General features: G+C 50.1%; 21 protein-coding genes and 1 pseudogene. 15 read left to right on the top strand and 7 right to left on the bottom strand.

Going from position 1 to position 25,290, the window contains the following annotated elements:
- The first annotated feature begins 171 nt into the window (after positions 1-171).
- Both polA and A7Z29_RS24105 read left to right on the top strand, forming a co-directional pair.
- On the top strand, positions 172-2,958 hold the full coding sequence (gene polA / locus A7Z29_RS20480; RefSeq protein ID WP_105290741.1) for a DNA polymerase I: 2,787 nt from the start codon (positions 172-174) through the stop codon (positions 2,956-2,958).
- 165 nt (positions 2,959-3,123) lie between these two features.
- Positions 3,124-3,171, top strand: coding sequence for a spot 42 RNA, inhibition of DNA synthesis (locus A7Z29_RS24105; protein ID WP_071892919.1), 48 nt, complete (start codon positions 3,124-3,126; stop codon positions 3,169-3,171).
- Positions 3,172-3,344: 173 nt separating this feature from the next.
- Here the strand turns inward: A7Z29_RS24105 and yihA are convergent, their stop codons facing one another.
- A complete protein-coding gene (gene yihA, locus A7Z29_RS20475; protein ID WP_000183347.1) occupies positions 3,345-3,977 on the bottom strand; it encodes a ribosome biogenesis GTP-binding protein YihA/YsxC in 633 nt (210 codons plus the stop codon).
- A 234-nt stretch (positions 3,978-4,211) separates the two neighbouring features.
- Here yihA and A7Z29_RS20470 point away from each other — a divergent pair.
- The 3 genes and pseudogenes from A7Z29_RS20470 to hemN all read left to right on the top strand — a co-directional run bounded on the left by A7Z29_RS20470 (position 4,212) and on the right by hemN (position 6,629).
- Positions 4,212-4,439, top strand: a pseudogene (locus A7Z29_RS20470) (hypothetical protein).
- 118 nt (positions 4,440-4,557) lie between these two features.
- Positions 4,558-5,067: a Der GTPase-activating protein YihI gene (gene yihI, locus A7Z29_RS20465; RefSeq protein WP_032227017.1), complete on the top strand. Its 510-nt coding sequence runs from the start codon at positions 4,558-4,560 to the stop codon at positions 5,065-5,067.
- A gap of 188 nt (positions 5,068-5,255) precedes the next feature.
- Positions 5,256-6,629: an oxygen-independent coproporphyrinogen III oxidase gene (gene hemN / locus A7Z29_RS20460; protein ID WP_032227015.1), complete on the top strand. Its 1,374-nt coding sequence runs from the start codon at positions 5,256-5,258 to the stop codon at positions 6,627-6,629.
- Between the two features lie 224 nt (positions 6,630-6,853).
- Here the strand turns inward: hemN and A7Z29_RS20455 are convergent, their stop codons facing one another.
- From A7Z29_RS20455 to glnA, 4 genes are all read right to left on the bottom strand, one after another.
- A complete protein-coding gene (locus A7Z29_RS20455; RefSeq protein WP_000893993.1) occupies positions 6,854-6,964 on the bottom strand; it encodes a YshB family small membrane protein in 111 nt (36 codons plus the stop codon).
- 111 nt (positions 6,965-7,075) lie between these two features.
- The gene (gene glnG, locus A7Z29_RS20450; RefSeq protein ID WP_024165243.1) at positions 7,076-8,485 is read right to left on the bottom strand and encodes a nitrogen regulation protein NR(I); all 1,410 of its coding nucleotides are present in this window, start codon (positions 8,483-8,485) and stop codon (positions 7,076-7,078) included.
- A gap of 11 nt (positions 8,486-8,496) precedes the next feature.
- On the bottom strand, positions 8,497-9,546 hold the full coding sequence (gene glnL, locus A7Z29_RS20445; RefSeq protein ID WP_000190577.1) for a nitrogen regulation protein NR(II): 1,050 nt from the start codon (positions 9,544-9,546) through the stop codon (positions 8,497-8,499).
- Positions 9,547-9,720: 174 nt separating this feature from the next.
- Entirely contained in the window at positions 9,721-11,130 is a 1,410-nt protein-coding gene (gene glnA / locus A7Z29_RS20440) for a glutamate--ammonia ligase (RefSeq protein WP_001271717.1), read from the bottom strand.
- Between the two features lie 372 nt (positions 11,131-11,502).
- Between glnA and typA the strand changes: the two genes are divergently transcribed.
- The 4 genes from typA to A7Z29_RS20415 all read left to right on the top strand — a co-directional run bounded on the left by typA (position 11,503) and on the right by A7Z29_RS20415 (position 16,608).
- On the top strand, positions 11,503-13,326 hold the full coding sequence (gene typA / locus A7Z29_RS20430; RefSeq protein WP_000570663.1) for a ribosome-dependent GTPase TypA: 1,824 nt from the start codon (positions 11,503-11,505) through the stop codon (positions 13,324-13,326).
- A gap of 216 nt (positions 13,327-13,542) precedes the next feature.
- On the top strand, positions 13,543-14,253 hold the full coding sequence (locus tag A7Z29_RS20425; RefSeq protein WP_000829798.1) for a GntR family transcriptional regulator: 711 nt from the start codon (positions 13,543-13,545) through the stop codon (positions 14,251-14,253).
- A gap of 7 nt (positions 14,254-14,260) precedes the next feature.
- Entirely contained in the window at positions 14,261-15,241 is a 981-nt protein-coding gene (locus A7Z29_RS20420; RefSeq protein WP_105290740.1) for a sugar phosphate isomerase/epimerase family protein, read from the top strand.
- 101 nt (positions 15,242-15,342) lie between these two features.
- Positions 15,343-16,608, top strand: coding sequence for an MFS transporter (locus A7Z29_RS20415; protein ID WP_000956336.1), 1,266 nt, complete (start codon positions 15,343-15,345; stop codon positions 16,606-16,608).
- 59 nt (positions 16,609-16,667) lie between these two features.
- Here A7Z29_RS20415 and A7Z29_RS20410 read toward each other — a convergent pair whose 3' ends face one another.
- Entirely contained in the window at positions 16,668-17,456 is a 789-nt protein-coding gene (locus A7Z29_RS20410; RefSeq protein ID WP_000022286.1) for a DeoR/GlpR family DNA-binding transcription regulator, read from the bottom strand.
- A 39-nt stretch (positions 17,457-17,495) separates the two neighbouring features.
- A complete protein-coding gene (locus tag A7Z29_RS20405) occupies positions 17,496-18,392 on the bottom strand; it encodes a sugar kinase (protein ID WP_010348279.1) in 897 nt (298 codons plus the stop codon).
- A gap of 172 nt (positions 18,393-18,564) precedes the next feature.
- On the opposite strand from A7Z29_RS20405, the gene yihU reads away from it, so the two are divergent.
- From yihU to A7Z29_RS20375, 6 genes are all read left to right on the top strand, one after another.
- Positions 18,565-19,443 (top strand): sulfolactaldehyde 3-reductase, encoded by an 879-nt coding sequence (yihU, locus tag A7Z29_RS20400; RefSeq protein ID WP_000190781.1) that lies wholly within the window; start codon positions 18,565-18,567, stop codon positions 19,441-19,443.
- 24 nt (positions 19,444-19,467) lie between these two features.
- On the top strand, positions 19,468-20,355 hold the full coding sequence (locus A7Z29_RS20395) for an aldolase (protein ID WP_065227994.1): 888 nt from the start codon (positions 19,468-19,470) through the stop codon (positions 20,353-20,355).
- Positions 20,356-20,387: 32 nt separating this feature from the next.
- Positions 20,388-21,398: a zinc-dependent alcohol dehydrogenase gene (locus A7Z29_RS20390; protein ID WP_105290739.1), complete on the top strand. Its 1,011-nt coding sequence runs from the start codon at positions 20,388-20,390 to the stop codon at positions 21,396-21,398.
- A 69-nt stretch (positions 21,399-21,467) separates the two neighbouring features.
- Positions 21,468-22,901 carry an MFS transporter gene (locus tag A7Z29_RS20385; RefSeq protein ID WP_105290738.1) on the top strand — a complete coding sequence of 478 codons (1,434 nt, stop codon included), beginning with the start codon at positions 21,468-21,470 and terminating at the stop codon, positions 22,899-22,901.
- Between the two features lie 98 nt (positions 22,902-22,999).
- Positions 23,000-24,349 carry an MFS transporter gene (locus A7Z29_RS20380; RefSeq protein ID WP_001291199.1) on the top strand — a complete coding sequence of 450 codons (1,350 nt, stop codon included), beginning with the start codon at positions 23,000-23,002 and terminating at the stop codon, positions 24,347-24,349.
- Entirely contained in the window at positions 24,339-25,226 is an 888-nt protein-coding gene (locus A7Z29_RS20375) for an aldose 1-epimerase (protein ID WP_010348285.1), read from the top strand. The genes A7Z29_RS20380 and A7Z29_RS20375 overlap by 11 nt, the downstream gene beginning before the upstream one ends.
- Positions 25,227-25,290 lie beyond the last annotated feature (64 nt).

Genomic DNA, 25,290 nt, shown 5'->3' with positions numbered 1-25,290 from the left:
TAATAAATTAAAAGCGATGTAAATAATTTATGCACAAAGTTATCCACATGACGATTTGCGAGCGATCCAGAAGATCTACAAAAGATTTTCACGAAAAGCGGTGAAAAACTCATGTTTTCATCCTGTCTGTGGCATCCTTTACCCATAATCTGATAAACAGGCACGGACATTATGGTTCAGATCCCCCAAAATCCACTTATCCTTGTAGATGGTTCATCTTATCTTTATCGCGCATATCACGCGTTTCCGCCGCTGACCAACAGCGCAGGCGAGCCGACCGGTGCGATGTACGGTGTCCTCAACATGCTGCGTAGTCTAATTATGCAATATAAACCGACACATGCAGCGGTGGTCTTTGACGCCAAGGGAAAAACCTTTCGTGATGAACTGTTTGAACATTACAAATCACATCGCCCGCCAATGCCGGACGATTTGCGAGCACAAATAGAACCTCTGCACGCGATGGTTAAAGCGATGGGACTGCCGCTGTTGGCGGTTTCTGGCGTAGAAGCGGACGACGTTATCGGCACTCTGGCGCGCGAAGCCGAAAAAGCCGGGCGTCCGGTGCTGATCAGCACTGGCGACAAAGATATGGCGCAGTTGGTGACGCCAAATATTACGCTTATCAATACCATGACAAACACCATCCTCGGCCCGGAAGAGGTGGTGAATAAGTACGGCGTACCGCCAGAACTGATCATTGACTTCCTGGCTCTGATGGGCGACTCCTCCGATAACATCCCAGGCGTACCGGGCGTGGGTGAAAAAACTGCGCAGGCACTGCTGCAGGGGCTTGGCGGGCTGGATACGCTGTATGCCGAGCCGGAAAAAATTGCTGGCCTAAGCTTCCGTGGCGCGAAAACAATGGCGGCGAAGCTAGAGCAAAACAAAGAAGTGGCTTATCTCTCTTACCAGCTGGCGACGATTAAAACCGATGTTGAGCTGGAACTGACCTGTGAACAACTGGAAGTGCAGCAACCGGCGGCTGAAGAGTTGTTGGGGCTGTTCAAAAAGTATGAGTTCAAACGCTGGACTGCTGATGTAGAGGCGGGCAAATGGTTACAGGCCAAAGGGGCTAAACCTGCCGCGAAGCCGCAGGAAACGCTTGTTGTCGACGAAACGCCAGAAGTGGTGGCAACGGTGATTTCTTACGATAACTACGTCACTATCCTTGATGAAGATACGCTGAAAGAATGGATTACGAAGCTGGAAAAAGCGCCGGTATTTGCATTTGATACCGAAACTGACAGCCTCGATAACATCTCTGCCAACCTGGTGGGGTTGTCTTTCGCTATCGAGCCTGGCGTTGCGGCCTATATTCCGGTTGCTCATGATTACCTTGATGCACCGGATCAGATCTCCCGCGCGAGCGCGCTCGAACTGTTGAAACCGCTACTGGAAGATGAAAAGGCGCTGAAGGTCGGGCAAAACCTGAAATACGATCGCGGTATTCTGGCGAACTACGGCATTGAACTGCGTGGGATTGCGTTTGATACCATGCTGGAGTCCTACATTCTCAATAGCGTTGCCGGGCGTCACGATATGGACAGCCTCGCGGAACGTTGGTTGAAGCACAAAACTATCACTTTTGAAGAGATTGCCGGTAAAGGCAAAAATCAACTGACCTTTAACCAGATTGCCCTGGAAGAGGCCGGTCGCTACGCCGCCGAAGATGCAGACGTCACCTTACAATTGCATCTGAAAATGTGGCCGGATCTGCAGAAACACAAAGGGCCGTTGAACGTCTTCGAAAACATCGAAATGCCGCTGGTGCCGGTGCTTTCACGCATCGAACGCAACGGTGTGAAGATCGACCCGAAAGTGCTGCACAATCATTCTGAAGAGCTCACTCTGCGCCTGGCGGAGCTGGAAAAGAAAGCGCATGAAATTGCGGGTGAAGAATTTAATCTTTCTTCGACCAAGCAGTTGCAAACTATTCTTTTTGAAAAACAGGGCATTAAACCGCTGAAGAAAACGCCGGGTGGTGCGCCGTCAACGTCGGAAGAGGTACTGGAAGAACTGGCGCTGGACTATCCGTTGCCAAAAGTGATTCTGGAGTATCGTGGTCTGGCGAAGCTGAAATCAACTTATACCGACAAGCTGCCGTTGATGATCAACCCGAAAACCGGGCGTGTGCATACCTCTTATCACCAGGCAGTAACCGCAACGGGACGTTTATCGTCAACCGACCCTAACCTGCAAAACATTCCGGTGCGTAACGAAGAGGGTCGTCGTATCCGCCAGGCGTTTATTGCGCCAGAGGATTATGTGATTGTCTCAGCGGACTACTCGCAGATTGAACTGCGCATTATGGCGCATCTCTCGCGTGACAAAGGCTTGCTGACCGCATTCGCGGAAGGAAAAGATATCCACCGGGCAACGGCGGCGGAAGTGTTTGGTTTGCCACTGGAAACCGTCACCAGCGAGCAACGCCGTAGCGCGAAAGCAATCAACTTTGGTCTGATTTACGGCATGAGTGCTTTCGGTCTGGCACGCCAGTTGAACATTCCGCGCAAAGAAGCGCAGAAGTACATGGATCTTTACTTCGAACGCTACCCTGGCGTGCTGGAGTATATGGAACGCACCCGTGCTCAGGCGAAAGAGCAGGGCTACGTTGAAACGCTGGACGGACGCCGTCTCTATTTGCCGGATATCAAGTCCAGCAACGGTGCGCGTCGTGCTGCGGCTGAACGTGCAGCAATTAACGCGCCGATGCAGGGAACTGCAGCCGACATCATCAAACGGGCGATGATTGCCGTCGATGCATGGTTACAGGCCGAGCAACCGCGCGTTCGTATGATCATGCAGGTACACGATGAACTGGTATTTGAAGTTCATAAAGATGATCTCGATGTGGTATCAAAGAAAATCCATCAATTGATGGAAAACTGTACCCGTCTGGATGTGCCGTTGCTGGTGGAAGTCGGAAGCGGTGAAAACTGGGATCAGGCGCACTAAGATTCGCCTGAATAAGCCTTTTTTTCGTAAGTAAGCAACATAAGCTGTCACGTTTTGTGATGGCTATTAGAAATTCCTATGCAACAACTGAAAAAAAATTACAAAAAATGCTTTCTGAACTGAACAAAAAAGAGTAAAGTTATTCGCGTAGGGTACAGAGGTAAGATGTTCTATCTTTCAGACCTTTTACTTCACGTAATCGGATTTGGCTGAATTTTTTAGCCGCCCCAGTCAGTAATGACTGGGGCGTTTTTTATTGGGCGAGAGAAAAGATCTGAATTGCCTGGCGCATAACGCTTATCAGGCTTACGGCGTGAGTCGCAATATTTTGAAGTCCCTGGCCAGACAAAGCATTTAAGCTACATCCGGCACCGGGGAAAGAAAAATTATTCGCCGTCCTGATTCTCTTCGATGGGCTGCATTTCGCTAAACCAGGTATCCAGCTTCTGACGCAGCTTATCCACGCCTTGTTTCTTCAGCGAAGAGAAGGTCTCTACCTGCACATCACCATTAAATGCCAGCACCGCTTCACGCACCATATTCAATTGCGCTTTACGTGCACCGCTCGCCAGTTTGTCCGCTTTGGTCAGTAGCACCAACACGGCGATATTACTGTCCACCGCCCACTCAATCATCTGCTGATCGAGATCTTTCAGCGGATGGCGAATATCCATCAGCACCACCAGACCTTGCAGGCTCTGACGTTTTTCGAGGTATTCGCCGAGCGCGCGTTGCCATTTGCGCTTCATCTCTTCCGGGACTTCCGCATAACCGTAGCCAGGCAAGTCAACCAGACGCTTGCCATCAGCCACTTCAAACAGGTTGATAAGCTGGGTGCGCCCTGGTGTTTTCGAGGTACGAGCCAGGCTTTTCTGGTTAGTCAGCGTGTTCAGCGCGCTGGATTTACCTGCGTTGGAACGGCCTGCAAAAGCCACTTCGATTCCGGTATCGGAAGGTAAGTGGCGAATATCAGGCGCACTCATCACAAAATGCGTCTGTTGATAATTCAAATTAGTCAAAGCGGTCGTCTCCGTCAGTCAAAGCTTTTCAGCGATTATACCTGAACCACAATAAAAGACGGATTTTTCGGGGGGCATGGTGTAAGTAAAAGCCACATACTTTGTGAGACATTGCCGATCATCTTTATGCGAAATCGAAGAGAAAATTCTGCGATGCATGTCAAATAGGTCAAATAAATCATGTGATTAGTTTTATACAATAATCTGAAAATGAGAAAATACTGATGATAGTTTATTGTTTGTTTAGCGCAGAAGCGTAAAGTAGCACCCATAGAGCGAGGACGCTAACAGGAAGATGACTCAGGATGAGGGTCAGGAGCGCCAGGAGGCGAAGACAGAGGATTGTCAGGAAGACAAACGTCCGGAGACGTAATTAAACGGAAATGGAATCAACACGGAATGTTCTGGCTAATGGAAAAACAGGGTGTGTTGGCGGCCTGCAAGGATTGTAAGACCCGTTAAGGGTTATGAGTCAGGAAAAAAGGCGACAGAGTAATCTGTCGCCTTTTTTCTTTGCTTGCTTTCTGTTAGATTCCGCCGCAAATCTATACTGAATAAAACGGCAAAAAGACGAATCATTATGAAACCATCATCTTCAAACTCACGCAGCAAAGGTCACGCAAAAGCGCGTAGAAAAACACGCGAGGAGCTGGATCAGGAAGCTCGTGACCGCAAGCGCCAGAAAAAACGTCGTGGTCATGCGCCGGGCAGCCGCGCAGCGGGCGGTAAAACGACATCAGGCAACAAAGGCCAGAACGCACCGAAAGATCCACGCATTGGTAGTAAAACCCCTATTCCATTGGGCGTGACTGAAAAAGTCACCAAACAGCACAAACCGAAGAGTGAGAAACCTATGCTTTCACCGCAGGCGGAGTTGGAGTTACTGGAAACGGATGAGCGTCTGGATGCGCTGCTGGAACGTCTGGAAGCAGGCGAAACCCTGAGCGCCGAAGAGCAATCCTGGGTTGATGCCAAACTGGATCGTATTGATGAGTTGATGCAGAAACTCGGCCTCTCTTATGACGACGATGAAGAAGAGGAAGAAGACGAGAAGCAAGAAGACATGATGCGTCTGCTGCGGGGCAACTAACGGATTGCCACCGTGGGCCTTCCCGTTCTGCTGATAACCCTTCCGGTTATATGTTATCTGGTGTGGTTATTCGTTAAACTACGGCGGTTGTCGCGGCGACAAAAGTGGCTGCGCAACTGGCTGATGACCCGAAACGGGCATCCGCCGGTACGCCGTAGCCGCCAGAGACGCCATCGGAAGGAGTGAGTATGTCTGTACAGCAAATCGACTGGGATCTGGCCCTGATCCAGAAATATAACTATTCCGGGCCACGATACACCTCGTACCCGACCGCGCTGGAGTTTTCAGAAGACTTCGGCGAACAGGCGTTTTTACAAGCCGTGGCGCGCTACCCTGAGCGTCCATTATCTCTCTACGTTCATATTCCGTTCTGCCACAAGCTTTGCTACTTCTGTGGTTGCAATAAGATTGTCACACGCCAGCAGCACAAGGCCGATCAGTATCTGGACGCGCTGGAGCAAGAAATCGTTCATCGTGCACCGCTGTTTGCCGGGCGTCACGTTAGTCAGTTGCACTGGGGTGGCGGTACGCCGACGTACCTGAATAAAGCGCAAATCAGCCGCCTGATGAAGCTGCTGCGGGAAAACTTCCAGTTTAATGCCGACGCGGAAATCTCGATCGAAGTCGATCCGCGTGAAATCGAACTGGATGTACTCGATCATTTACGTTCCGAAGGATTTAATCGCCTGAGCATGGGCGTGCAGGACTTCAACAAAGAAGTACAGCGTCTGGTCAATCGCGAGCAGGATGAAGAATTCATCTTTGCGCTGCTTAACCATGCGCGTGAGATTGGCTTTACCTCCACCAACATTGACCTGATTTACGGCCTGCCGAAACAGACGCCGGAGAGTTTCGCCTTTACCCTGAAACGCGTGGCGGAGCTGAACCCCGATCGTCTGAGCGTCTTTAACTACGCGCATCTGCCGACCATTTTTGCTGCTCAGCGTAAAATCAAAGATACTGACCTGCCGAGTCCGCAGCAGAAACTCGATATCCTGCAGGAAACCATCGCTTTCCTGACGCAATCGGGTTATCAGTTTATTGGTATGGATCACTTTGCCCGCCCGGATGACGAGCTGGCTGTGGCTCAGCGTGAAGGCGTGCTACATCGTAATTTCCAGGGCTACACCACTCAGGGGGATACCGACCTGCTGGGGATGGGCGTTTCAGCCATCAGCATGATTGGCGACTGCTACGCGCAAAACCAGAAAGAGTTGAAGCAGTACTATCAGCAGGTGGATGAACAGGGTAATGCGCTGTGGCGCGGTATTGCGTTAACGCGCGATGACTGTATTCGCCGCGATGTGATTAAGTCTCTTATCTGCAATTTCCGTCTGGATTACGCCCCCGTTGAACAACAGTGGGATTTGCACTTCGCTGATTACTTTGCGGAAGATCTCAAGCTTCTCGCCCCGTTAGCAAAAGATGGGCTGGTGGATGTCAATGAGAAGGGGATTCAGGTGACGGCAAAAGGCCGCTTGCTGATCCGCAACATATGCATGTGCTTTGATACTTATCTGCGCCAGAAAGCGCGGATGCAGCAGTTCTCACGGGTGATTTAAATAGTGAATGGCGCTTCGTTTATAAGGATGATAAACGAAGCGCCATGAGATTGATGACAAACCTCACAAAAGAATGCGAACTGTCCCCTCGCCCCATTGGGGAGAGGGTTAGGGTGAGGGGAACATGCCGGCATCGATGCGAACAATGACCCTCACTCTGGCCCTCTTGCCTTCCAGGGAGACAATCAGGCTCGCATTGGCTACTCAGCAGTCTATAACGAGCTTCAGCTAAACAGCCCAATCATCGCGACACACAGGATGGCCGCAACGGCAGTTTGCGGTGTGTGGCTATCAACTGCGCCACTCGATACCAGATTAATTATTGATTCCAGCATAATGACTTCCCCCGTATTCCGGGCAAGATCATACTGAACTTATCAGAACAGTAAAGCGCAAAATAACAGCAATTTGCGCTCAATAATCAATCTTTACACACCAGCCGTGAATCACTCCATCCCCAACTCTTTTAACTTACGTGTCAGGGTGTTACGTCCCCAACCAAGCAGTCGCGCTGCTTCTTGTTTATGCCCCTGCGTATGTCGCAAAGCAGTAGTTAGTAACGTCCGCTCCAGCTCTGGCTGCGCTTCAGAAAGCAGGTTTTGATGACCGGAACGCAGCGCCCGATCTGCCCATTGCGCTAACAACGTTGCCCAACTGTCCGGTTGCATAGTGGAAGGACTTTCCGGAACCGTAGATTCAAACAGTTCGCCGGGCAAATCCTGAATCAACACTTCCTGTCCGGCGGCCATCACCGTTAACCAGCGGCAGGTGTTTTCCAGTTGGCGCACGTTCCCCGGCCACGCCAGACGCGTCAAGGCGGCTTCGGTTTCCGGATGCAACAACTTCGCTTCTACGCCCAGTTCGCGCGCGGCAACCTGTAAAAAATGGCGTGCCAGGCGGGGAATATCTTCCCGACGCTCACGCAGTGGCGGCAGATGAACGCGGATAACGTTCAGGCGGTGGAAAAGATCCTCACGGAACTTGCCTTCCTGCACGCGCAGTTCCAGGTTCTGGTGAGTCGCGGCAATAATACGCACATCCACTTTCACCGGCGCATAGCCGCCAACGCGATAAAACTGACCGTCTGCCAGCACGCGCAGCAAACGCGTCTGCACATCCAGCGGCATATCGCCAATTTCGTCGAGAAATAACGTGCCGCCATCGGCCTGTTCAAAACGCCCCTGGCGAATAGTATTCGCGCCAGTAAACGCGCCTTTCTCGTGACCGAACAGTTCTGATTCGATCAAATCTTTTGGGATAGCCGCCATATTCAGCGCGATAAACGGCGCTTTGGCACGCGGACTGTGGCGATGCAGGGCATGAGCGACCAGCTCTTTACCGGTGCCGGACTCGCCGTTAATCAGCACACTAATGGAAGAACGCGAAAGCCGACCGATAATACGGAACACGTCCTGCATGGCTGGCGCTTCGCCGATGATATCGGTCGTCGGGCCGTTAAGCTGAATATTACGCGGCTGCTGCTGTTCCTGATAATGGCTGATGGCGCGCTCAACCAGCGCCACGGCTTCGTCGATATCAAACGGTTTGGGCAGATAATCAAACGCCCCTTGTTGATAGGCGCTGACAGCGGCATCCAGATCCGAGTGCGCGGTCATAATGATGACCGGAAGCATTGGATGGCGTTGTTTAATTTGCTTGAGCAACGCCAGTCCGTCCATTCCGGGCATACGGATGTCTGAAAGCAGTACATCCGGCGTTTTACTCGCCAGTGCCTCCAGCACCTCCGCGCCGTTCTCAAACGTCGTACAGGTTAAACCCGCCCCAGCGAGCGCACGTTCAAGCACCCAACGGATGGAACTATCGTCATCGACTACCCAGACTATCCCTCGTTGCATAAACGTCACCTTTATTTCCTGATAGGCAGGTAAACCGAGAACTCGGTATGACCTGGCCAACTGGTAAATTCAATTTTGCCTGAATGCTGATCAATCAAATTACGGGCAATGGATAAGCCAAGCCCGGTGCCGCCTTCGCGACCGCTGACCATCGGGTAAAACAGCGTATCCTGTAAGTGAGGCGGGATACCCGGCCCGTTATCTTCCACATCGATCCGCGCTGCCAGCCGATAACGCTCACCGTGCAAGGTCAGTTGGAAAGCCGTGCGGGTACGCAGAATAATTTCGCCGCCTTCCGGCCCCAGCGCCTGTAGCGCATTACGCACAATATTCAGTAATACCTGTTCAATTTGATCCGGATCGTGCGCCAGTTCCGGCAGGCTGGGGTCGTAATCACGAATCAACCGCACGTTATCAGGCAGTTCCATCGACACCAGCGTCACCACGCGTTCAGCCACTTTGTGAATACTTTCGGTAACGCGCGTACCGGGCAGCTGCGGCCCCAACAGACGGTCGACCAGATTACGCAGCCGGTCCGCCTGCTCGATAATCACTTTGGTATATTCGAGTAGTGACGGGTCAGGTAATGCTTTGCTGAGCAGCTGCGCCGCGCCACGTAAACCGCCAAGCGGATTTTTAATCTCATGTGCCAGGCCGCGCACTAAATCACGGGCAGCTACCTGCTGGGCGTGCTGTAGCTGTTCCTGACTTAAGCGGCGCTGGTTATCCATCGGGGCCATCTCCAACAGGATCATGCCGTCCGGCATACGCTGGGCCGTCACAGAAAGGATATGCGAACGCCCGTCGATGACCAGCGTCACTTCGTTATCGGTAAAACCTTGCCCCGCCTCCAGACTTTCTTGCATCAGCTCGATATTTAATGAGAAGTAGCTCAACAGTTCCGGTAACGGCGTACCGAACAATTTGCGGGAGCTTTGGGCGAGCAGTTGTTGCGCGGCGGGGTTGGCGTAATGGATCGCCAGGTTGTCATCGATTAACAAAATACTGTTAATCAGCGAGTTGAGGATCTGCCCAGCATCGGGCTGCGTGCCTGTTGCCATAAAGCAGTCTCCTGAACAGGTTGCACCATTTTAGTGCATTATAGCTTTTTACGGATAAAAAGCGCGAAGCATCAGAGAATTGACGGAGAAAAAAGCCCATGCAGAGATGGGCTGAAAGTTTCCACGGCAACTAAATCCCGGCGTTGTTCGCGCCGGGTAGTACAACTTCAACTATTAGACGCTGTAGTACAGTTCAAACTCTACCGGATGCGGAGTCATACGCACGCGGTCATCTTCTTCGCGACGCAGGGCGATGTACGCATCGATTGCTTCATCAGTGAACACGCCACCGGCTTTCAGGAACTCGCGATCCAGATCCAGTTCGTTCAGTGCTTCTTCCAGAGAGCCTGCAACCTGTGGGATCTCTTTCGCTTCTTCTGGCGGCAGGTCATACAGGTTTTTGTCCATCGCTTCGCCCGGATGGATCTTGTTCTTGATACCATCAAGACCGGCCATCAGCAGGGCAGCAAAGCACAGGTACGGGTTAGCCGCCGGGTCCGGGAAACGTACTTCGATACGACGTGCTTTCGGAGAAGAAACCACCGGAATACGGATAGACGCAGAACGGTTACGTGCAGAGTAAGCCAGCATTACCGGTGCTTCGTAGCCCGGGACCAGACGCTTATAAGAGTTGGTGGTCGGGTTTGCCAGGGCGTTAATCGCTTTAGCGTGTTTGATTACGCCGCCAATGTAGTACAGCGCCTGCTCAGACAGACCTGCATATTTATCGCCTGCGAACAGGTTAACGCCGTTTTTAGACAGCGACATGTGGCAGTGCATACCGGAGCCGTTATCACCGAACATCGGTTTCGGCATAAAGGTCGCGGTTTTACCGAAGCGGTGCGCCACGTTGTGCACAACATATTTGTAGATCTGAATTTCGTCAGCTTTTTTGGTCATGGTATTGAAGCGGGTAGCCACTTCGTTCTGACCAGCTGTCGCTACTTCGTGGTGATGCGCTTCAACCACCAGACCCATCTGTTCCATCACCAGACACATTTCAGAACGAATATCCTGAGCAGAGTCTACCGGTGGAACCGGGAAGTAACCGCCTTTCACTGCCGGACGGTGACCTTTGTTACCACCTTCGTATTGGGTGGAGGAGTTCCATGCGCCTTCGATATCGTCGATAGCAACGTGGGAACCGGAGATAGATGATCCGAAACGGATGTCATCGAACAGGAAGAATTCAGGTTCTGGCCCGAACAGTACGGTGTCGGCAATGCCAGTGGAACGCAGGTAATCTTCGGCGCGCTTCGCGATGGAGCGCGGGTCGCGGTCATAGCCTTGCAGGGTGCCAGGTTCAAGGATATCGCAACGGATAATCAGGGTAGAGTCGGCGAAGAACGGGTCAATCACTGCGGTGGATGCGTCTGGCATCAGCACCATGTCGGATTCGTTAATGCCTTTCCAGCCGCCAATCGAGGAGCCGTCAAACATTTTGCCTTCTTCGAAGAATTCAGCATTCACCTGATGAGCAGGGATAGTGACGTGCTGTTCTTTACCTTTGGTATCGGTGAAGCGCAAATCAACAAACTTCACTTCGTGCTCGTTCAGCATCGTCAGTACGTGTTCAGCGGACATACTTTAACTCTCCTGGATTGGTCATTGTCGTCGTGGTAACGAAATCTGCAATTATTTTGGCCGTGTCGCCGTAAAAAAGATAAAGCGAAATCTGTGCCAACTTTTAAATTGCCCCTAAAAGGCGTTATCATGCTTAACATCGTGCAAAAGGGCTGCACCATGATGTGAATGTTGCACCAATATAGTGCTTCAATGGAAACATTAAGCACCATATTGGTGCAATGACCTTTGGATAACCCTTTTTATGCTCCGTGAAAGCGATCACAAAGGGACTCTGCAATACTTGTTTGCGGAGGATGTTTGTGATCCTGTTTTGTAGTGCGATTAATCCGTGTACAATAACGCGCTATTTCTAATGCCTGAGGCAAAGTTGTGATCGAAAAATTGCGTAATATCGCCATCATCGCGCACGTAGACCATGGTAAAACCACCCTGGTAGACAAGCTGCTCCAACAATCCGGTACGTTCGACTCTCGTGCCGAAACTCAAGAGCGCGTGATGGACTCCAACGATTTGGAGAAAGAGCGTGGGATTACCATCCTCGCGAAAAACACCGCTATCAAATGGAATGATTACCGTATCAACATCGTTGATACCCCGGGGCACGCCGACTTCGGTGGTGAAGTTGAACGTGTAATGTCCATGGTAGACTCAGTGCTGCTGGTGGTTGACGCATTTGACGGCCCGATGCCGCAAACGCGCTTCGTAACCAAAAAAGCGTTTGCTTACGGCCTGAAGCCGATTGTTGTTATCAACAAAGTTGACCGCCCTGGCGCGCGTCCTGACTGGGTTGTGGATCAGGTATTCGACCTGTTCGTTAACCTCGACGCGACCGATGAGCAGCTGGACTTCCCGATCGTTTACGCTTCTGCGCTGAACGGCATCGCGGGTCTGGATCACGAAGATATGGCGGAAGACATGACCCCGCTGTATCAGGCGATTGTTGACCACGTTCCTGCGCCGGACGTTGACCTTGACGGTCCGTTCCAGATGCAGATTTCTCAGCTCGATTACAACAGCTATGTTGGTGTTATCGGCATTGGCCGCATCAAGCGCGGTAAAGTGAAGCCGAACCAGCAGGTTACTATCATCGATAGCGAAGGCAAAACCCGTAACGCGAAAGTCGGTAAAGTGCTGGGCCACCTCGGTCTGGAGCGTATCGAAACTGATCTGGCGGAAGCTGGCGATATCGTGGCGATCACGGGCCTTGGCGAACTGAACATTTCTGACACCGTTTGCGACACGCAAAACGTTGAAGCATTGCCGGCACTCTCCGTTGATGAGCCGACCGTTTCTATGTTCTTCTGCGTTAACACCTCGCCGTTCTGCGGTAAAGAAGGTAAGTTCGTTACTTCCCGTCAGATCCTGGATCGTCTGAACAAAGAACTGGTACACAACGTTGCGCTGCGCGTAGAAGAAACCGAAGACGCCGATGCGTTCCGCGTTTCTGGTCGTGGCGAACTGCACCTGTCTGTTCTTATCGAGAACATGCGTCGTGAAGGTTTCGAACTGGCGGTATCCCGTCCGAAAGTTATCTTCCGTGAAATCGACGGTCGTAAACAAGAGCCGTTCGAAAACGTGACTCTGGATGTTGAAGAACAGCATCAGGGTTCTGTAATGCAGGCGCTGGGCGAGCGTAAAGGCGAGCTGAAAAACATGAATCCAGACGGTAAAGGCCGCGTACGTCTTGACTACGTGATCCCAAGCCGTGGTCTGATTGGCTTCCGTTCTGAGTTCATGACCATGACTTCTGGTACAGGTCTGCTGTACTCCACCTTCAGCCACTACGACGATGTGCGTCCGGGCGAAGTGGGTCAGCGTCAGAACGGCGTACTGATCTCTAACGGTCAGGGTAAAGCGGTAGCGTTCGCGCTGTTCGGTCTGCAGGATCGCGGTAAGCTGTTCCTCGGTCACGGTGCAGAAGTTTACGAAGGTCAGATCATCGGTATTCACAGCCGTTCTAACGACCTGACTGTAAACTGCCTGACCGGTAAGAAACTGACCAACATGCGTGCTTCCGGTACTGACGAAGCCGTTGTTCTGGTTCCACCAATCCGCATGACTCTGGAACAAGCTCTGGAGTTCATTGATGATGACGAACTGGTAGAAGTTACTCCGACCTCTATCCGTATTCGTAAACGTCACCTGACGGAAAACGATCGTCGCCGCGCGAACCGTGGCCCGAAAGAAGATTAATTTTTCTTTTTAGTCGTGAAAAACCTGCCAGAGATGGCAGGTTTTTTTTTACCTGTCGTGAGCGCACACCAATGCGAGTATCTCCCTTATAAGTCTGTGATTACGTCAATAGAGAGCTTTGTCACAATTATCTGCAAAGTCATACGCCGTTAATTGCTTTCTTTTTTGGCGTAAGCGTAAGATGCTTCATCTGGTTTAAACCAAAAGGATTAAACAATGGCGGAGAATCAATCCACCGTAGAAAATGCAAAAGAGAAACTGGATCGGTGGTTGAAAGATGGCATCACCACACCGGGTGGAAAACTCCCTTCAGAAAGAGAGCTGGGAGAACTGCTGGGCATTAAACGTATGACGCTGCGCCAGGCGTTGTTGAACCTCGAGGCAGAATCCAAAATCTTCCGTAAAGATCGTAAGGGGTGGTTCGTGACCCAGCCGCGATTTAATTACAGTCCGGAGCTGTCGGCGAGCTTTCAGCGGGCCGCAATTGAGCAAGGGCGAGAGCCTTCCTGGGGGTTTACCGAGAAAAACCGTACCAGCGATATTCCCGAGACGCTCGCGCCACTGATTGCAGTGACGCCATCAACTGAACTCTATCGCATCACCGGCTGGGGGGCGCTGGAAGGACATAAAGTTTTCTATCACGAAACATATATTAATCCTGAAGTTGCTCCGGGTTTTATTGAACAACTTGAAAACCACTCATTTTCTGCAGTCTGGGAAAAGTGCTACCAAAAAGAGACGGTAGTAAAAAAATTGATTTTCAAACCCGTCAGAATGCCGGGCGATATCAGCAAGTATCTTGGCGGTTCTGCGGGTATGCCTGCGATCTTAATTGAAAAGCATCGCGCCGACCAGCAAGGCAATATTGTCCAGATAGATATTGAATATTGGCGATTTGAGGCCGTAGACCTCATCATTAATCTGTAGGTGTTTTATGGTGACAATAAATAACGCAAGAAAGATTCTACAACGTGTCGACACTCTTCCTCTTTATTTACATGCTTATGCCTTTCATTTAAATATGCGGCTGGAAAGAGTGTTGCCTGCTGATTTACTTGATATCGCAAGTGAAAATAATCTACGTGGCGTCAAAATCCATGTTCTGGATGGCGAGCGTTTTTCTCTTGGTAATATGGACGATAAAGAACTCTCTGCCTTTGGGGATAAAGCCCGCCGTCTGAACCTTGATATTCATATTGAAACCAGTGCCTCAGATAAAAAATCTATTGACGAAGCCGTCGCCATCGCGTTGAAAACTGGGGCATCCTCCGTACGTTTTTATCCGCGTTATGAAGGTAATTTGCGCGACATATTATCGATTATCGCTAACGACATTGCCTATGTACGGGAAACGTATCAGGACAGCGGCCTGACTTTTACGATCGAGCAGCATGAAGATTTAAAAAGTCATGAGCTGGTGTCGCTGGTCAAAGAAAGTGAGATGGAGTCTCTTTCCTTACTGTTTGATTTTGCGAACATGATCAATGCAAATGAGCATCCCATCGACGCTTTAAAAACGATGGCACCGCATATTACCCAGGTCCATATCAAAGATGCCTTGATCGTTAAAGAACAGGGTGGCCTGGGTCATAAAGCCTGTATTTCAGGTCAGGGGGATATGCCCTTCAAAGCGTTATTAACGCACCTTATCTGCCTGGGTGATGATGAGCCGCAGGTGACGGCATATGGCCTGGAAGAAGAGGTTGATTATTATGCGCCGGCGTTCCGCTTTGAAGACGAAGATGATAATCCGTGGATCCCTTATCGCCAGATGAGTGAAACACCCCTACCAGAAAATCATTTACTGGATGCGCGGTTACGTAAAGAAAAAGAAGATGCAATTAATCAGATAAATCATGTGCGTAACGTACTACAACAAATCAAACAAGAGGCAAACCATCTTCTGAACCACTAATAAGTTTTAACTCATACGCAGTTAATAAAACCATTCCATACGAATGGTCGGTATCTTATTGCCTTTAAAACAGTGATTTTAAAAATCGCTTAGGGGATGTTATGCTCACGAAAAAGAAATGGGCGTTATTTAGTCTATTAACACTGTGTGGCGGTACAATTTATAAATTACCGTCGCTGAAAGATGCGTTTTATATCCCGATGCAGGAATATTTCCATTTGACCAATGGTCAAATTGGTAATGCTATGTCGGTAAACTCATTTGTCACCACAGTGGGCTTTTTTCTGTCTATTTATTTTGCCGATAAACTACCGCGCAGATACACCATGTCACTCTCACTCATTGCGACAGGATTACTGGGTGTTTATTTGACGACAATGCCGGGGTATTGGGGCATCCTCTTTGTCTGGGCGCTATTTGGCGTTACTTGCGACATGATGAACTGGCCGGTCTTGCTCAAGTCGGTAAGTCGATTGGGCAATAGCGAACAACAAGGTCGGTTGTTTGGCTTCTTCGAAACAGGGCGTGGCATTGTCGATACCGTGGTGGCATTTTCTGCGTTGGCAGTATTTACCTGGTTTGGCAGTGGCTTATTGGGTTTTAAAGCAGGCATCTGGTTCTATTCCCTTATTGTGATTGCCGTAGGCATTATTATTTTCTTTGTCCTGAATGACAAAGAAGAGGCACCGTCCGTTGAGGTGAAAAAAGAAGACGGAGCATCGCAAAACACCAGTATGACCTCGGTGCTGAGAGACAAAACCATCTGGCTTATCGCTTTCAACGTCTTCTTCGTTTACGCGGTTTACTGTGGCCTGACATTCTTCATTCCATTCCTGAAAAACATCTATCTATTGCCCGTTGCGCTGGTGGGGGCTTACGGCATCATTAACCAATATTGTCTGAAAATGATTGGAGGACCGATTGGTGGCATGATTTCAGATAAGATCCTGAAATCGCCGAGTAAATATCTATGCTACACCTTTATCATCAGTACCGCTGCGCTCGTACTGTTGATTATGCTGCCGCACGAAAGTATGCCGGTCTATTTAGGGATGGCATGTACATTAGGCTTTGGCGCGATAGTCTTTACACAGCGAGCCGTATTTTTTGCACCTATCGGCGAAGCAAAAATTGCTGAAAATAAAACAGGCGCGGCGATGGCGTTGGGTAGCTTTATTGGTTACGCCCCGGCGATGTTCTGCTTCAGTCTGTATGGCTACATTCTGGATTTAAATCCGGGGATTATTGGCTACAAAATCGTGTTTGGCATTATGGCCTGCTTCGCATTCTGTGGTGCGGTGGTTTCCGTAATGCTGGTTAAGCGTATTAGCCAACGTAAGAAAGAGATGCTGGCGGCTGAAGCTTAATTAATGACCGGATGTGCTTAATCCGGCCAACGAAAACCGTATCAACCGAAGTTTCAATTTCAGGATACTTCTTGCTCAGCAACCACCAGTTCAACATTCTCTTCACTTAACAACTGGCAGAAAGAATTGGGAGGCGGGGCATCAGTAAAAAAAGCCCTGACATTCCGTGCATTGCCAATTGAAACGGCAGCAGACGCGGCAAACTTCGTATGATCGGCCACTAACAATGTATTCCGCGCATGTTTAATCATCGTTCTTGCGACTAACGCTTCATTGACATCAAATTCCAGTAGGGTGCCGTCATGTTCAATGGCACCTATACTGGTGATTAAATAATCTGCGCGGAAGCCTTCAATAAAATCCACGGCTCCTGGGCCGATAATCCCGCCGTTATGAGCGCGTAAAGTGCCTCCCGGCACCATCACTTCAATATCCTGATTCTTATAAAGAATCTGTGCCACACGTAGGCTGTTAGTGATAATGCGTAAATCACGACGGTTGAGTAATGCCCTGGCAACGGCTTCTACGGTTGTACCGATGGTGATAAAGACGGTACAGCGTTCGGGAAGGTAATCGGCGACTGCCTCAGCGATCGCCCGTTTCTCGGCGGTGAGCGAAAGTTCCCGTTGCTCAAAAGCGGTATTCATGACGCTGGAGACGCGCCCGGCCCCTCCATGATGACGGGTGATCAACCCCTGCTCACTGAGTTTTCGGATATCCCGGCGCACGGTTTGCGTTGAAACATCCAGCAGTTGTGCCAGTTCTTCAATATTCATATAACCGCGTTCTGCGATTAGATGAACGAGTTGGTCATGGCGTGGATTACCTGTCACTTCGATGATACTCATGAATACTCCCTTGCCCCTCCTCGGTAGATGTTTACCATTTTACGCATAAAGTGACAAAAATGATTCGGTTTGCTCACGATTAGGAATGCCGGCCCGACCGCCAGGCTGGGTACATTTCATCGCGGCAACCGCACTGGCAAAACGAATAGCCTCTTTTGTTGGCATTTTTTCTGCCAACGCTACCGCGAGTGCGCCGTGAAAAACATCGCCTGCTCCAGTGGTATCAACCACATTGACAGAAAATGCCTCCTGTTGACACAAATGATCATCTTCAATCCACAACGATCCTTCAGAACCCAGCGTAACATACACTTTACCTGCTGTTTGTGTCGTTGCCTGGAACAAACCTTCTTCAGGTGACTGCAGGCCAGTCATGCGTTTCAGCCCTGGTGTTGAGAACACGGCGTGATCGGCAAGCGCGACAAGTGGAGAAATATCCTGCGGTGTCATATCGGCGTCTAAAAGCGTTGTCACCCCCGCAAGGCGCGCTAGCGAGAATGCTTTTTCAGTACCGCTATGCCAGCGAACATCGGCCAGAATCAGATCATAACGAGAGAAATCGATCGCTTCTAACCATTCGGCATCAGTACCGAGATCGGGACTTGGATAATTAACGATAATCCGTTCGCCATGCTGATCAACGAGGATCGCTGATTGCGACGAACGGGCGTTAGGATATCGGCGGCAAAATGCGGTATTGACGCCCCAACCCTCAAGTTCTGCAAGTAAGGTATTTCCACAACTGTCATCGCCGACGCGACCGATGAAATCAACCTCCACGCCAAGCTTTGCGATTGCAACAGCGGCTGTTGCTGCCGGGCCGCCACCAATCTCAAGATAATGATTTGCCTGATATTTCCCGCCGCCATCCGGCAGAGTGAGCAAAGAATAAATCCTGTCCTGAACTGTGATACCCACGCATGCAATTTTGGTCATATTTGTCTTGTCCTGTTTAATTTTGTCGTCTTTGGTCAATTTAAATGACACAAATGATCAAATTAGTGATGCGTGTCGTGTTTTTGAACATAAATTACAAATATGCTCAAAAACAGACGAAAACGAATTTTCAATTGTCATTATTTTGTCAATGTCAGACAGGAGAGTATTCATGGCAACCATTGCATTTCTCGGGCTGGGGCAGATGGGTAGCCCAATGGCTAACAATCTATTGCAAAAAGGGCATTCATTGCAGGTATTTGATGTCAATGCACAGGCCGTCGATGCGCTAGTTACGCAGGGGGCCACTGCGGCACAAACCCCAGCGGAAGCGGCAGCAGGCGCTGAATTTATCATCACTATGCTTCCCAATGGTGACATTGTTCGACAGGTTCTGTTGGGGGAAAAAGGCGTCTGTGAGGCTGTTTCATCTGACGCGTTATTGATTGATATGTCGACTATTCATCCCTTACAGACCGATGCATTAATACGGGAATTACAAGAAAAAGGCATCAGTATGATGGACGCCCCCGTGGGCAGAACGTCCGTGAATGCGATTGATGGCACATTGCTGATTTTAGCGGGTGGCACTGATGAGCAGATTGCGCGTGCACGCCCGATTCTCATGTGCATGGGTAATGAGCTGGTCGAGGCTGGCGGCCCAGGAATGGGGATCCGCGTGAAGCTAATTAACAACTATATGAGCATTGCGCTTAATGCGCTGTCCTCCGAGGCCGCTGTGTTATGTGAGTCACTGGGATTAAATCTTGATGTCGCAATTAAGGTGATGAGTGGTACGGCAGCAGGGAAAGGACATTTTACGACCACCTGGCCTGGCAAAGTGCTGAAAGGCGATCTTTCACCCGCCTTCATGGTGGATCTGGCGTTGAAAGATCTGCGTATTGCAGTTGACGTCGCTCGGGAGACGGGGGCACCGCTCAATATGGGGATTGCAGCAGAAAGTTATTACGCCGCAGCAAGTCAAGACGGCAAAGGGCGGCAGGACTGGAGCGCCCTGCTAAATCAGGTTCGCCAACAGGCTGGTCTTTAATTTTATCTATTAACAGGAGTTTCTATGTCATCCCACTTCACCCCATTTACGCTGAAAGATATCTCCCGCCCAGGTGGTGGATTCGCCATGTTAGCTGTCGATCAGCGTGAGGCCATGCGCCTGATGTTTGCGGCAGCAGGGCAGCCCAAACCCATCGCCGACAGTGTACTCACCGATTTTAAAGTTGCCGCGACCCGAATCCTTTCTCCTTATGCTTCTGCCGTTCTGGCGGATAAACAATTTTGTCTTGAGCAAATAGTCGAGCAGGGCGCTGTTGCTAATTCTTGCGGCCTGATTGTCGCTGCCGATCTTTTTATCCCAGGTAATGGCATCCCGGTTGATAGCGTTGAAATAGATATGTCCGTCGACCCGCATAAAGCCCGTGAAATGGGGGCTAAGGCAATGAAATTACTTGTACTCTGGCGTGAAGATGAACCCGCAGAGGAACGTCTGGCAATGGTTGATAAATTTGTTCGTCGCTGCCGTAGTGCCGGACTGGTTAGCATTATTGAACCTGTGGTGCGTCCACCTCGTCGCGGTTGGGACTTTGATCGTGAAAGCGCCATTGCCGCCGCCGCCGCAGAGCTTGGTGGAACAGAGGCTGATCTTTACAAAGCCGAGATGCCATTAGGGGGCAAAGGCGATGAAAAAACCTTACTTGCCGCCTGTCAGCAACTTAACGATCAGATGAAGATGCCGTGGGTAATTCTTTCTTCTGGCGTTGATGCCGATATTTTTGGCCGTGCAGTAAGTATTGCCATGAAAGGTGGGGCGTCGGGCTTCCTGGCTGGACGAGCGGTTTGGGCGTCGGTTGTTGGTGCACAAGATCCACAAACCATGCTGCGCGATGTCTCCGTTCCACGCTTGCAACGGCTGGCTGAAATTGTCGATGAAGGTATCGCGCAACGCTAATCCCCTATGGATATCGATTCTGGAGAATAACAATGGATAAAATTACCCAGGTTTTATTTTCAGATATTGGGAAAGTCACCACTCAATATGTTGAAGTACCACACCAGGAACTTAAACCGCACGAAGTGCGGATTGCGCCTGTGTTCTATGGGATATGCGGTTCGGATCTGCATGTTCTGAAAGGCGGTCATCCGTTTGCCAAACCACCTGTCGTCCCCGGTCATGAAATTGCAGCGCGCGTTACGGAAGTTGGCAGCGACGTTAAAAATGTACAGCCGGGCGATCATGTTGTGGTCGATCCCATCATGGCTTGCATGGAATGCCGAGCCTGCAAAGCAGGACGTTTTAATCTTTGTGAACCACCGCAGGTTGCTGGTTTTCGCGCACCGGGCTTTGCTCGCTCACAACACATTGTTCCTGCGCGTAATTGCCATGTCGCACCAGCCTCTTTACCGCTAAAAGTGTTGGCCTTTGCCGAACCGGCGGCTTGTGCTCGTCACTGCGTTAACCGAATGCCGAAAGCTTCTCTGGAAAGCGTACTGGTGATTGGTGCCGGAACGATAGGCTTATCCATCGTGCAGGCACTGCGCATTATGGGGGCAGGTAAGATTACCGTGATTGAACCTGACGCTGCCAAACGCGCGCTGGCGTTAAAGCTGGGCGCAGCAGAAGTTTGGGCACCAGGTGAGCTGGCCGCAGATGTGCGATTTACGGGGGCGATTGGTGTCGTTGCAGCGCAGGCCACGCTTAACGATGCATGTACCCGTGTATATGCCGGAGGCACCGTCGTGTGCATGGGCGTACCAAGTGGGCCGCGTGAAATACCATTACCGATGATGCAACGTTTCGAGCGTGACTTGCTCAACTCTGGCATGTACATCCCTGAAGATTTCGATGCTGTTATCGAATGGCTGGCGGATGGGCGGTTTGATACCAGTGAACTGGTTACCGACTTATTTGCCATTGAGGATGCAGCGGCGGCATTCGAACGCGCGCAGCAAAATGACTCCATAAAGGTCATGCTGCAATTTGCGCCGGAATGATTTTCTAAATCTCTGTCTGGCGCTGCGTCACGTCAGCGCCACCCTACAACAATTAAAAAGGACACTGCGATGAGTCAAATCACCAGTCCTGCAACTTATTCAATTAGTCGGCCACAGGACGTAATTGATATTGTTAATAAGAACTCTGCAATCAACACCAGTATCGGCGTTATTTTTATTGCTTTGGGCGGCATATTGATTGATGCCTACCAGGCGGCGATGGTGGGGTTTGGTAATAAATACATTGCCGCTCAATTCGGCATTTCGCCGGGTCTTGCTGCAACCGTCAATGCATCAGTATTAATCGCCGCGTTAATTGGCGGTTTATTAGCGAACCGAGTAATAAACCGCTTTGGGCAAAAGCGGGCATTTATTATTGGCATGGGGCTGTGCACCATCGGTGCTGCAGCGGTAGCTATTGCTCCCAGTATCTGGTGGGTGCTGGTGTGCCGCGTCATCATGGGCTTTGGTTTAGGCATCGACTTCCCTTTGGCAACCAATGCCGTGGCAGAGCTTCGTGGTTCAACGTCGAAGAAAACCGGAACGTCGGTCAACCTCTGGCAAATGGCCTGGTATGTTTCGACAACCGTTGTTTATTTGGTGCTTTTGCCGCTGCTTCTGTCGGGTATCGCTGAAGAACAATTGTGGCGTTACGGAATATTCATCGGAGCTATTTTTGCAGTCGTCTTCATGATTTTGCGTTACTTCTTTATTGGTGAATCCGCAATGTGGGCCGCACGCGTCGGGCGTTACCAGGAAGCGTGCGACATTCTGGGAAAACGTTATGGTGTTCAGGCTCGCGTTGCGGCATCGGGTACAACAGAAGCGAAATTCTCGGAAAAAGCAGAGAATAAATACAGTGGTGGGTATGGCATCTTATTTAATGATCGTTACCGCAAACGCACCATTCTTGGTTGTGTCGTGGCAACCATGCAGGCGTGGCAATATAACGCCGTAGGTGTTTATCTTCCTCTTACGTTGGCGGGAATAATAAGTGGCGGGCTTACTGGCGCGTTGACCGGTTCTGCCGTCGTGAATGCCCTTTGTGGGGTGACAGGCGGGATGATCGGCTCGTTTATTCTCCAACGACTGGGTACTCGCCGACAGTCGATGTATGGATTTGCTGTTGTGACCTTAGCATTGCTGTCGTTAGGCGCACTGGCAACGACTAATCCCTGGCTGTCGTTAGGGTTATTGGGATCAATTATTTTCTTCCATTCAGCGGGTCCTGGTGGGCTGGGCATGACCATTGCCACACTCTCTTATCCTCCCGCTATTCGCCCTACTGGGGTCGGATTTGCCCGCGCTATTATGCGCACAGGGGCAATTGCAGGACTCATTTTCTGGCCGATGCTGTGGGGTACGTTGAAAACTGAAGCGTTTTATTGGTTGGCAATTGTGCCATTCCTGGGGTTCCTGACCTGCGTATTGATTAATTGGGAACCTTTGGGAGCAAATGTTGATGCTGAGGATGCAGAGGTTCTGGCTGAATTGAAGAAATAAATTAATGCGCATCGGCTTAAACCGATGCGCATTAATTCAAACTGCCCACGTTTAGTGGTTCGTATCCCAGATTTCTCGCCTACCAGGAGAGGAAAATTATGTCTGAAAAGTTACCCGCACCGCGTGAAGGGCTTTCCGGTAAAGCCATGAGACGTGTCGTTATGGGCAGTTTCGCAGGCGCGTTAATGGAATGGTATGACTTCTTTATTTTTGGCACGGCAGCAGGACTGGTATTTGCACCGCTGTTTTATCCAGACAGCGATCCTTTTATAGGTCTTATAGCTTCCTTTGCGACCTTTGGTGTCGGTTTTCTGACTCGTCCTTTAGGTGGCATCGTCTTTGGTCATTTTGGCGATAAAATCGGGCGAAAAATAACACTTATCTGGACGCTGGCTATTGTCGGTTGCTCCACATTTTTGATTGGTTTTATTCCGACGTATCAGGAAATTGGCATTTGGGCACCGCTTGTATTAATGGTGCTGCGTTTGATTCAGGGCTTTGGTCTTGGTGGCGAGTACGGCGGAGCGGCATTGATGACCATAGAATCAGCGCCCGAATCCCGACGCGGATTTTTAGGTTCACTCCCGCAAACGGCTGCGTCTGTGGGTATTATGCTGGCAACCGGTATTTTTGCTCTCTGTAACCATTTTCTTACTTCGGAGCAGTTTCTCTCCTGGGGATGGCGCATTCCGTTTTGGCTTTCTGCGGTGATGTTGATCGTTGGGCTGTTTATCCGCCTGCATACCGAAGAAACGCTGGATTTTCAAAAGCAAAAAACGACGAATAATAAAGAAAAGTCCGTTCCTCCGTTGATTGAATTATTCAAAAAACATCCACGAAATATTTTATTGGCACTGGGTGCGAGGCTGGCGGAAAGTGTCTCCTCTAATATTATTAACGCCTTTGGTATTGTCTATATTTCCAGCCAATTAGCATTGTCGCGAGATATTCCCCTGACGGGTATGTTGATTGCCTCGGCGATCGGTATTTTCAGTTGTCCATTGGTTGGATGGTTATCAGATCGTATAGGTCAAAAAAGTCTGTATTTGTCGGGAGCAGGATTTTGTGTCCTGTTCGCGTTTCCTTTCTTCTTATTACTGGATAGCAAAAGTACGCTCATCATCTGGTGCAGTATGATCCTCGGCTACAACTTAGGTCCGACGATGATGTTTGCCGTGCAGCCAACACTTTTCACCCGCATGTTCGGTACCAAAGTACGATATACCGGCCTTTCTTTTGCTTATCAATTTTCCGCGATTCTTGGCGGACTAAGTCCCCTTATCGCCTCAAGTTTGCTGGCGCTAGGGGGAGGAAAACCGTGGTATGTCGCTCTGTTTTTATTTGCTGTCTCAGTTCTTTCCTTTGTTTGCGTCTGGCTGATTGAGCCGACCGATGAACAAGAAACCGCTTCTTACCGCTACATCAGGGAACAATCTCATGAAAACTGAACGAAAAAACGAGCATTACCTGGCGCTACAACAGGCGTTTGACGCGCCATGGCCTGGGCCTGTAGGAGAGTTAGTGACGCTGGAAAAAGGCAATATTCACCTGCAGATTTATCCGCATGATGGTGCCAGGATAACCTCGTTAAAGGCATTTGGTTCTGAAGTATTACGCCAATGGCAGCCGCAGCGCAGAGCTTTTCAGTATGGCTGTTTCCCAATGGTGCCGTGGGCAGGGCGACTGGGGAATGCGACGCTGAATGCTGGTGGGCAATGTTATTCTTTACCCGCCAATAAACCACCACATGCGTTGCATGGTATGGCTTGTTACTCAACGTGGGAAATCATCGACAAAACAATAGATTCCCTGACTTTACGTATGCCCCTGGCTTCACCGTGGCCCTGGCAAGGGGAAGTGATTCAGACTTTTTTGCTGGAGAACGATGCGCTGGTTTTGCAACTGGAAATCCATTCACATACCGATACATTCCCGGCCTCTGCAGGCTGGCATCCGTGGTTTGCGAAAAAGCTGACTCCGCAAAATACAGAATCGTTGCAGGTGCTTTTTGATGCGGACTGGCAAGAGGAAGCGGGTAGTGATGAACTGCCAACTGGAAATCGCATCTCTCCTCAAGCTGGTCCCTGGGATGACTGTTTTGGTTTTTATGACGGGGTGAAGGTTAAGTTACTGTGGCCTGGTAAACTCACGATGACCATGACCTCTTCTGCAAACAGTCTGGTGGTATTTGATAAACAGCCCGATGCCACCTGTGTTAATCCGCTTACTCAGGCACCTAACGCAATAAATCTAACGCCGGAATTGGTGACATCAGATAAGCCGCTGGTCATCGAAACTCGTTGGCAATTTACACCTGAATCTTAACCATTCATCTATTGCGAAAAAGCCAGTGAAATTACTCTGCTTTTTCGCAATCAGCATCACAAGA

Source organism: Escherichia sp. MOD1-EC6842 (assembly GCF_002965705.1).
In the GTDB taxonomy this organism is placed as follows: Bacteria; Pseudomonadota; Gammaproteobacteria; order Enterobacterales; family Enterobacteriaceae; genus Escherichia; species Escherichia ruysiae.
This window is presented reverse-complemented; position numbering and strand designations above follow the sequence as displayed.

What these genes read in the sequence shown, in the direction of transcription:
- A7Z29_RS20425 (WP_000829798.1), top strand. Translation starts at nt 13,543, where the DNA reads ATGGCGGAGAATCAATCCACCGTAGAAAATGCAAAAGAGAAACTGGAT.
- A7Z29_RS20375 (WP_010348285.1), top strand. Translation starts at nt 24,339, where the DNA reads ATGAAAACTGAACGAAAAAACGAGCATTACCTGGCGCTACAACAGGCG.
- yihU (WP_000190781.1), top strand. Translation starts at nt 18,565, where the DNA reads ATGGCAACCATTGCATTTCTCGGGCTGGGGCAGATGGGTAGCCCAATG.
- A7Z29_RS20390 (WP_105290739.1), top strand. Translation starts at nt 20,388, where the DNA reads ATGGATAAAATTACCCAGGTTTTATTTTCAGATATTGGGAAAGTCACC.
- A7Z29_RS20410 (WP_000022286.1), bottom strand. Translation starts at nt 17,456, where the DNA reads ATGAGTATCATCGAAGTGACAGGTAATCCACGCCATGACCAACTCGTT.
- A7Z29_RS20455 (WP_000893993.1), bottom strand. Translation starts at nt 6,964, where the DNA reads ATGCTGGAATCAATAATTAATCTGGTATCGAGTGGCGCAGTTGATAGC.
- glnA (WP_001271717.1), bottom strand. Translation starts at nt 11,130, where the DNA reads ATGTCCGCTGAACACGTACTGACGATGCTGAACGAGCACGAAGTGAAG.
- A7Z29_RS20385 (WP_105290738.1), top strand. Translation starts at nt 21,468, where the DNA reads ATGAGTCAAATCACCAGTCCTGCAACTTATTCAATTAGTCGGCCACAG.
- A7Z29_RS20405 (WP_010348279.1), bottom strand. Translation starts at nt 18,392, where the DNA reads ATGACCAAAATTGCATGCGTGGGTATCACAGTTCAGGACAGGATTTAT.
- A7Z29_RS20420 (WP_105290740.1), top strand. Translation starts at nt 14,261, where the DNA reads ATGGTGACAATAAATAACGCAAGAAAGATTCTACAACGTGTCGACACT.
- hemN (WP_032227015.1), top strand. Translation starts at nt 5,256, where the DNA reads ATGTCTGTACAGCAAATCGACTGGGATCTGGCCCTGATCCAGAAATAT.
- A7Z29_RS20380 (WP_001291199.1), top strand. Translation starts at nt 23,000, where the DNA reads ATGTCTGAAAAGTTACCCGCACCGCGTGAAGGGCTTTCCGGTAAAGCC.
- yihI (WP_032227017.1), top strand. Translation starts at nt 4,558, where the DNA reads ATGAAACCATCATCTTCAAACTCACGCAGCAAAGGTCACGCAAAAGCG.
- polA (WP_105290741.1), top strand. Translation starts at nt 172, where the DNA reads ATGGTTCAGATCCCCCAAAATCCACTTATCCTTGTAGATGGTTCATCT.
- A7Z29_RS20415 (WP_000956336.1), top strand. Translation starts at nt 15,343, where the DNA reads ATGCTCACGAAAAAGAAATGGGCGTTATTTAGTCTATTAACACTGTGT.
- glnL (WP_000190577.1), bottom strand. Translation starts at nt 9,546, where the DNA reads ATGGCAACAGGCACGCAGCCCGATGCTGGGCAGATCCTCAACTCGCTG.
- glnG (WP_024165243.1), bottom strand. Translation starts at nt 8,485, where the DNA reads ATGCAACGAGGGATAGTCTGGGTAGTCGATGACGATAGTTCCATCCGT.
- A7Z29_RS20395 (WP_065227994.1), top strand. Translation starts at nt 19,468, where the DNA reads ATGTCATCCCACTTCACCCCATTTACGCTGAAAGATATCTCCCGCCCA.